Origin of the sequence: Neisseria sp. HMSC074B07 (assembly GCF_001810355.1) — a bacterium.
Lineage (GTDB): Bacteria > Pseudomonadota > Gammaproteobacteria > Burkholderiales > Neisseriaceae > Neisseria.
On the sequence record NZ_KV800908.1, the window covers coordinates 115645 to 122329 of the forward strand.

Below are 6685 nucleotides of genomic sequence, written 5' to 3' on the forward strand. Positions count from 1 at the left end.
CAACGCCGTACTGGTTTAAGGTTAATCCACTATACATTCAACGCAAAGCAACGCGCCCCAATCTTAAGACGGCGGTTATTCGTCTTTTATTTTGCCGCGCAAACTCAAGGTTTGCCTTACCGGATGCGAATAGGTGTCTTTTTCCGCCGTCAGTTCCAACTCCAGCTCCGTCAGTTTTTGCAAATACTCGGAAGCTTTAACCGTCGGCTCTTTTGTCAATTCTTCAAACTGCTTTTTCGCCTCATCAAACCGACTCAATTTGCGCAACATTTCTCCGCGCACAAGCTTGGTATTCACACGTTTTTCAGCCGGCAGACTGTCATCTTTCAAAGTTAAATCGGCGTAATGCAGGACTTTCTCCAGATCTTGCTGATGACCGCCCAGCCAGCTGGCATGCAAAAATATCGACATCATTTGTTCTGCGTTTTGATTTTCGCCTGCCAACTCCAACATCACCCCCGCCAACCTTTGCGCTGAGGCCTTTTCAGCCACCTGCTTGAGATAAGCTTCGCTCCGGATGACTTTTTCATACTTATCCAATTCTTGTTGCGTAAAGTCGTCCTTAAACATGACAAACTTATTGCTCGGACAAACCGGAATGGGGGCAGGCGCCATAACCATGCCTACCGGCTCCAAATCAGTCTTCATATCGATCGAAAAGCCCGACATTACCATAACCGATGTGAATTTTTCGCCGCCTATCGGACAAGTATGCTCGACCGGACGCGTAGTCAGCGCATGTGCATGCGTACAAACGGCAAGTGACAAGACGAAGGCTGAAAGTTTGATTTTCATTGGGATTTCCTTAATATTTGCGTATTTAAAGCGGCATAAATCTTGTTTTGCCTGCCCAAAATTTGAATTTATCATCAAAACGGGGAATTCTAATCACAAAGAACCCATATCCGCAAACAATAAAGGCTTGCACCAGACTTTAAGCCTAGTCGCAAGCCTTCTGCTCTCACATAGCGTGATTGATTCACGCTTCCGCCGATTTGCCGGTCACTTTTTCAAACGCTTGGATCAGCCTTCCAATCACGGCATCTTCGCCAAACTCGTTCAAACAGTCCGCACGCAATTTTTCCGCCGAAAATTTCTCGCGTTCTTCATACATCCGAATCAGTGCCTCGCTCAATGCCTCTATGTTTTCAGTCGGAATCAGATAACCATTATTTTCATTAACTATCGACTGAGGTCCGCCGCACATTGTCGCAATGACCGGCAAGCCTTGTGACAGCGCTTCGATAAACACCACGCCGAACGTTTCCACACGGCTGGCGAGTACAAAAGCATTGCTATGGCGCATCAAGTCCAAGACCTCATCCGTCTTCAACGCGCCCAAAAAGGTGACGGCATGACCGATGTCCAATTCGTCGACCAAGCGGCGCAGATTTTCCGCCTCCGCGCCATTGCCGCCGATTTTAAGTTTGAGGAAGGGATACTTTTCCCAAGCCTTGGCAAAGGCGGGAAGCAATAAATCATGCCCTTTGAGATGGCGCAAGTGGGAAACGGAGCAAAACGTGAAATCCTGATGGGATTTATCGAAAGGCTCAAACGGACGCGCAAAGTTATCGCCCAAAATATTCGGCAGATATTCCCAATCCAAACCGTATTTCTCGCGCAGCAATGCACAAAAATCCTTGCTGACCGCAAAACGCACCTGACAATGTCGGGCGGATTCTTTCATACTGGGCCATTGGTTCGGACGGACCAGGTTGCGGGCAATCGCGCTGCTGTGTTCGGTAATCACATAAGGAATACCGTATTTCTTAGAAATTTCATGCGCCAAAACGCCGCCGAAATTCATCGTATGCGCATGGAGGACATCAGGCTTGCCGTTTTCCGCCACATACCGCTTAAAAGCCTTCATGCCCGCCCTTACCCAACGGATACGGTCGATATCGACGACGGGGCAATGCGGGAAAAAATACATGCTGTCGTAAACATAAGTATTCAAACCGCCCTGCCGGTGATGCCGCATTCCATAAGGTCCGGTCAAAACACTTTTCCATTCCGTCCGCAACGAACGGAACAAAGGTGCAATGACCCCTACTTTCAAACCTTTGCGCTGCAAAGCCTGAGCTTGCAAACGGAAGAAAATCCCGTCCACATCCGTTTCAGATTTCGGATACCACGATGGAAGAACGACAACATGCATTTTTTACTCCTTACGCCAACCCTGCCAAAGACAATCTGCATCATTGCCCACAAAGTCAAAAAATATAAAAAACAATAATTTAGTTATATTACAAACAACCGCAGGTTTTCAAGTGATTATAAATAACAGCATTACAACTCAAAGCATGAATTAAAACATATATATGACAAAGCACCCAAACCGCAAGTTAAAAAAACCTCTCCTTTTTTTCAACCGCCTGATTTAAATTAAAATAATATATGACATATAACAACACTTTTAAAACCACATCCACCAAACCATCTCATCACACGCATTGCCTTTTCCCGTTTCAGACGACCCATAGGCTAAACAACGGCAAGACTATGTTGTTTAATCCCCCCCTCGCCCGATAAAACATGTTCATCCGCACCACAAGCCGATTGGGACATCAACCGTCATTTCCTTGAAGCAAAACAATAAAAAGGTCGTCTGAAATCTCGTATTTGATTTTTCAGACGACCTCTCAGTCATAGCGAAAAGGCTATGCGTATGTCGAAACCTTTTCAGACGACCTCATCAAACAGCAAACATGATCTTTGCCATTTTAAGCTGTCGTTACAGTCAATCAGGCATCCACCGGCTTCCAGTCCGTGCCTTTTACCGGCGGCAGCCAAGATTGCGTACCACTGGCGGAAAATTCCCACAGGATGTCGGGGAAGCCGTAATGGTCTGCGCGCGTCGTATCAAGTTGCGTTTCGATTTCGGCTTCGCGGCCTTCGCGGATTTGTGTGGCGATGTGCGGATTGATCATGACGGTTTTGCCCAATGCGATAAATTCCGCCCAGCCGGTTTCAAACGCCGCCAGAATATCATCGGCGGTAAACAGGTTGCCCACGCCGATAAGGGGCAGCTTGCCGTTGATGCGGTCGTGGATGAACTGCATACGGGTTTGCGCCGTATCGCCGCCGCGTCGGATTTTCTTGTCGAATTCCCACAAGGAAACGTGCAGGTATTGCAGCGGCTTTTGCACTAAGGCGTCAATCAGTGCGCCGGTTTCGGTCATGGTCAGCCCGTCCTCGCCTGCTTCTTCAGGCGAGAAGCGGTAGCCGATGATGAAGTCGTTGAGCCGGTGTTTTTCACGGACGGCGGCAACGGCATCGACGACGGCGAGCGGAAAGCGCATTCTGTTTTCCAAGCTGCCGCCCCATTGGTCGCTGCGGCGGTTGCTTTGGGCGGAGTAAAACTGTTGGATTAAATAGCCGTTCGCGCCGTGGATTTCCACGCCGTCAAAGCCTGCGCGAATCGCCAAATCGGCAGCTTGGGCGAAGGAAGCGATGAGTTCTTCCACTTCTGCGGCACTCGCTTCACGCGCACCTTCTTCTTCGCTGGCGGACGCGCTGATTTTGTCGCGGCGGTTGAGTTCCGCCATCGCTTTAGAGCCGCCGTGATGGATTTGCAAAATCGCTTTCGCACCTTGTTTTTGAATGATTTGGGCGGTTTCTTTCAGGCTGTCGAGGCAGTGTTCGCCCGTAGCTTCGGGCTGTCCTCGAAAAGCCTTGCCGCCGTCTTGAACCAAAGTGGCGGCGGAGATAAAGAGCCCCATATCACCTGCGCGGTTGCCGAGAAACGTGCGCTCTTGGTCGCTGATTAAACCGTCGGCGTGCGAACCGAAATGGGTCATGGGCGCAACGGCAAGGCGGTTTTTGACGGTTACGCCGTTGTTTAGTGTGAAAGGTTGGAAAAGCGGGGCGTATTTGGGATTCATTTTGTTCTGTCGAAAATTAATAACATCGACAGAATTGGGACAAATAGGGAATTATCAAGAACGAGGTCGTCTGAAAACACGGTTTTGGAGAAACGGAATGTTTTCAGACGACCTTTCGGCAATGCGCCTAACAACGATTACCAGAGGTAGGTTACGCTGGCGCCGCCGCCCGCACCGCCTTTCGCCGCGCCGACTGCCGAGCCTTTAACCAGCCATTTGCCGCTGGCGGATACTTTGGAAATACCTACGGCGTAACCGCTTTTACCGCGCCAGATACCGCTTGCGACGGAAACCGCGCCTTGTCCCGGCTGATATGCCTGTCCGAGGCTGCCGACCGCGATTGCAGCGGCGGAGCCTGAATCGGAGCGCTCTTCAAGTTTGTCCATACGGACTTTGGCTTCGTTGCGCAAAGCGGTGATTTGGGTCTGATGATTGCTCTCGGCTGCGGCAAGGCTGCTTTGGGTTTGGCGGGCAAGGCTCTTCACTTGGGCAACGTTGACCGCGTCCGTATCCTCCTTACCCGCAGCAACATTAGTAATCTGGCGGCTGTTTTGTTCGCTGCCGACAGATACCGCGCCTAAAGTCGATACCCATGCCTTACCCGTTTCCGTACTTGCCGCTCCGGTGGCAAAGTCATGGCCTGCAACGCCTGCCGCAGTATCGGCAACGCTGTCCGTACCGAGTGCCACGGAGTTTTGCTGACGCGCTTCCGCTTTGTAGCCCAAAGCAGCAGATTTTTCCTCAAATGCGGCAGCACCTGCGCCCAAAGCTGTTCCACCCGATTTCCGTACCCGTGCGCGCGTGCCTGCGGCAAGACCGTTGAGCGCGGTGGACGAGGATTCCACGCCCAATGCCACACTGTTGGTTTCTTCGGCAACCGCGCGCGTACCGACTGCAACCGCCTGATAACCGTTTGCCTCGGCAGCAGATGCCAGCGCGACCGCCTGCGTACCGTTGGCTTTTGCCCTATCCCCGACAGCGGTGGAACTGAGCGCATTGGCTTCACTGCCGCGTCCAAACGCAACCGCATCAATATCGGCAGCCTTCGCGCTTTCACCGACCGCGATAGAACGCAAACCCGTTGCCTGCGACATCAAACCGACCGCCACCGACTGTCCGCCGGAAGCCTTCGATGCGCCGCCGACGGCAATATCGTTGGTTCCTTTTGCATTCGCCCTGAAACCGACGGCAACCGTCCGCAATGCTTCCGCCTTGGCCTCACTACCAAGCGCTGACGCACTCAAACCTGAAGCGTTTGAATCATAGCCGGCAGCAACAGACTTATAACCCGCCGCAGCTGCTTTATCGCCCAACGCGGTCGCATTCTCCCCAGCCTTCGAGTCTTTGCCCAACGCGACCGAACCGTTTTTGTACATCGCTCCTGTCGCAATACCTTCTGCAACACAAACATTCGCAAAAACAAGGGACAACACCAAACACAGCGGTTTGACGGATAAGTTTAGTTTCATCTTTTCATTCTCCATTTTTGAATTTTTAAAAATATCAACCAAACCCTTATGACCATATTTAGTCATTTAGGATTAGTTATATTGTATAGTATTATTACAATATTATTAATTATATGTAATTAATATTTGATTTGAATCATCTGAAGAAAATGATAAGCAAGGTTTATAGAACGTACGCAACCATTCAGCTTAATATAGTGGATTAAATTTAAACCAGTACGGCGTTGCCTCGCCTTGCCGTACTATCTGTACTGTCTGCGGCTTCGTCGCCTTGTCCTGATTTAGTTAAGCCACTATAGTAACCCAATCATCCAAAAAGGTCGTCTGAAAAACACGGTTCCGACCAAACGGAATGTTTTCAGACGACCTTTTGTATGGACAAAAAAAGGCGATACCTTTCAGTACCGCCAAAGCTGCTTTGGTGATGAAACCGATTATTTCGCGCACCGGAAACCCAGGTTGTGCAGGACGTATTTGGACTGCAGGCTGGTGCGTATGCCGTAGCGCAGGAAGGCGGCGTAATTTGATGGATCGCTAGAACCTACGGATGCGCCGCTGCAAAACATTTGCGTATCGGCATTGCCTGACGACAGCAGGCTGCTGTTGAAGTCTTCCGTCCATTCCCAAATCAGACCGTGCATATCATAAATGCCCCAGTAGTTGGGTTTGCTTTTGCCGATATCGTGCAAGCCGTTTCTGCCGCCGTCTGCATACCAGTCAAGAATGGTGCGGTTGTAGCCGGGTTCGGCAGAACCGTTTTTCTGAGTGGCGGAGGCGAGTCCGGCAAATTCCCACTGGTCTATGGTCGGCAGGCGTTTGCCTTGCGAAGTGCAGTAGGCGTTAGCGGCAAACCAAGATACGTTGGTTACCGGATGTTTCAGTTCGTTGGGTTTGGGCGCGTAGCTGTTGCTGCCGGTTTTAACCCAGTGTTTCAGGTAGGCAGGTTCGGCCTGTTTGGAACTGACTTTACCTTTTTGCCACTGCGGGTGTTTTTTGACAAACTCTGCAAATTCGGCATTGGTAACGGGATATTTGTCGATTTGGAAGGGTTTGACTTTAATGAGGTTTGTTTCTTTCTTCAGATAGAGCGGGCGGTAGCTGCCGCCTTCAACTTTTGCCATTTCGGCCGCCGCTGCACTGCCGCTTGCGACAAGGGTAAAGAAGGCGAGGAGTGGTATGAGTTTCATAACGGGCTTTCTCATCTGAATACGGAGTATTAGGCTCTGATTATATAGCGAAACCGGATAAAAATCCTTAAAAGCCGTCTGATTATTGTGCTTTGGGCTTGTCGGTTCGTGCATATAGTGGATTAACTTTAAACCAGTACGGCGT

At 50.3% G+C, this 6685-nt stretch carries 5 protein-coding genes; all 5 read right to left on the reverse strand.

What is annotated here, in order from left to right:
* Nucleotides 1–75 precede the first annotated feature (75 nt).
* The 5 genes from HMPREF2726_RS02855 to HMPREF2726_RS02875 all read right to left on the reverse strand — a co-directional run bounded on the left by HMPREF2726_RS02855 (nucleotide 76) and on the right by HMPREF2726_RS02875 (nucleotide 6540).
* Entirely contained in the window at nucleotides 76–795 is a 720-nt protein-coding gene (locus HMPREF2726_RS02855) for a hypothetical protein (protein ID WP_070602105.1), read from the reverse strand.
* A 184-nt stretch (nucleotides 796–979) separates the two neighbouring features.
* A complete protein-coding gene (locus HMPREF2726_RS02860; RefSeq protein ID WP_070602106.1) occupies nucleotides 980–2158 on the reverse strand; it encodes a glycosyltransferase in 1179 nt (392 codons plus the stop codon).
* Between the two features lie 586 nt (nucleotides 2159–2744).
* Nucleotides 2745–3884 (reverse strand): NADH-dependent flavin oxidoreductase, encoded by a 1140-nt coding sequence (locus HMPREF2726_RS02865; RefSeq protein ID WP_070602107.1) that lies wholly within the window; start codon nucleotides 3882–3884, stop codon nucleotides 2745–2747.
* A 137-nt stretch (nucleotides 3885–4021) separates the two neighbouring features.
* Nucleotides 4022–5353, reverse strand: coding sequence for a YadA-like family protein (locus tag HMPREF2726_RS02870; RefSeq protein WP_070602108.1), 1332 nt, complete (start codon nucleotides 5351–5353; stop codon nucleotides 4022–4024).
* 434 nt (nucleotides 5354–5787) lie between these two features.
* A complete protein-coding gene (locus HMPREF2726_RS02875; protein WP_070602109.1) occupies nucleotides 5788–6540 on the reverse strand; it encodes a formylglycine-generating enzyme family protein in 753 nt (250 codons plus the stop codon).
* Between the last annotated feature and the right edge of the window lie 145 nt (nucleotides 6541–6685).

Coding starts and splice junctions, on each gene's coding strand:
- HMPREF2726_RS02855 (WP_070602105.1), bottom strand. CDS start 795: ATGAAAATCAAACTTTCAGCCTTCGTCTTGTCACTTGCCGTTTGTACG.
- HMPREF2726_RS02860 (WP_070602106.1), bottom strand. CDS start 2,158: ATGCATGTTGTCGTTCTTCCATCGTGGTATCCGAAATCTGAAACGGAT.
- HMPREF2726_RS02865 (WP_070602107.1), bottom strand. CDS start 3,884: ATGAATCCCAAATACGCCCCGCTTTTCCAACCTTTCACACTAAACAAC.
- HMPREF2726_RS02870 (WP_070602108.1), bottom strand. CDS start 5,353: ATGAAACTAAACTTATCCGTCAAACCGCTGTGTTTGGTGTTGTCCCTT.
- HMPREF2726_RS02875 (WP_070602109.1), bottom strand. CDS start 6,540: ATGAAACTCATACCACTCCTCGCCTTCTTTACCCTTGTCGCAAGCGGC.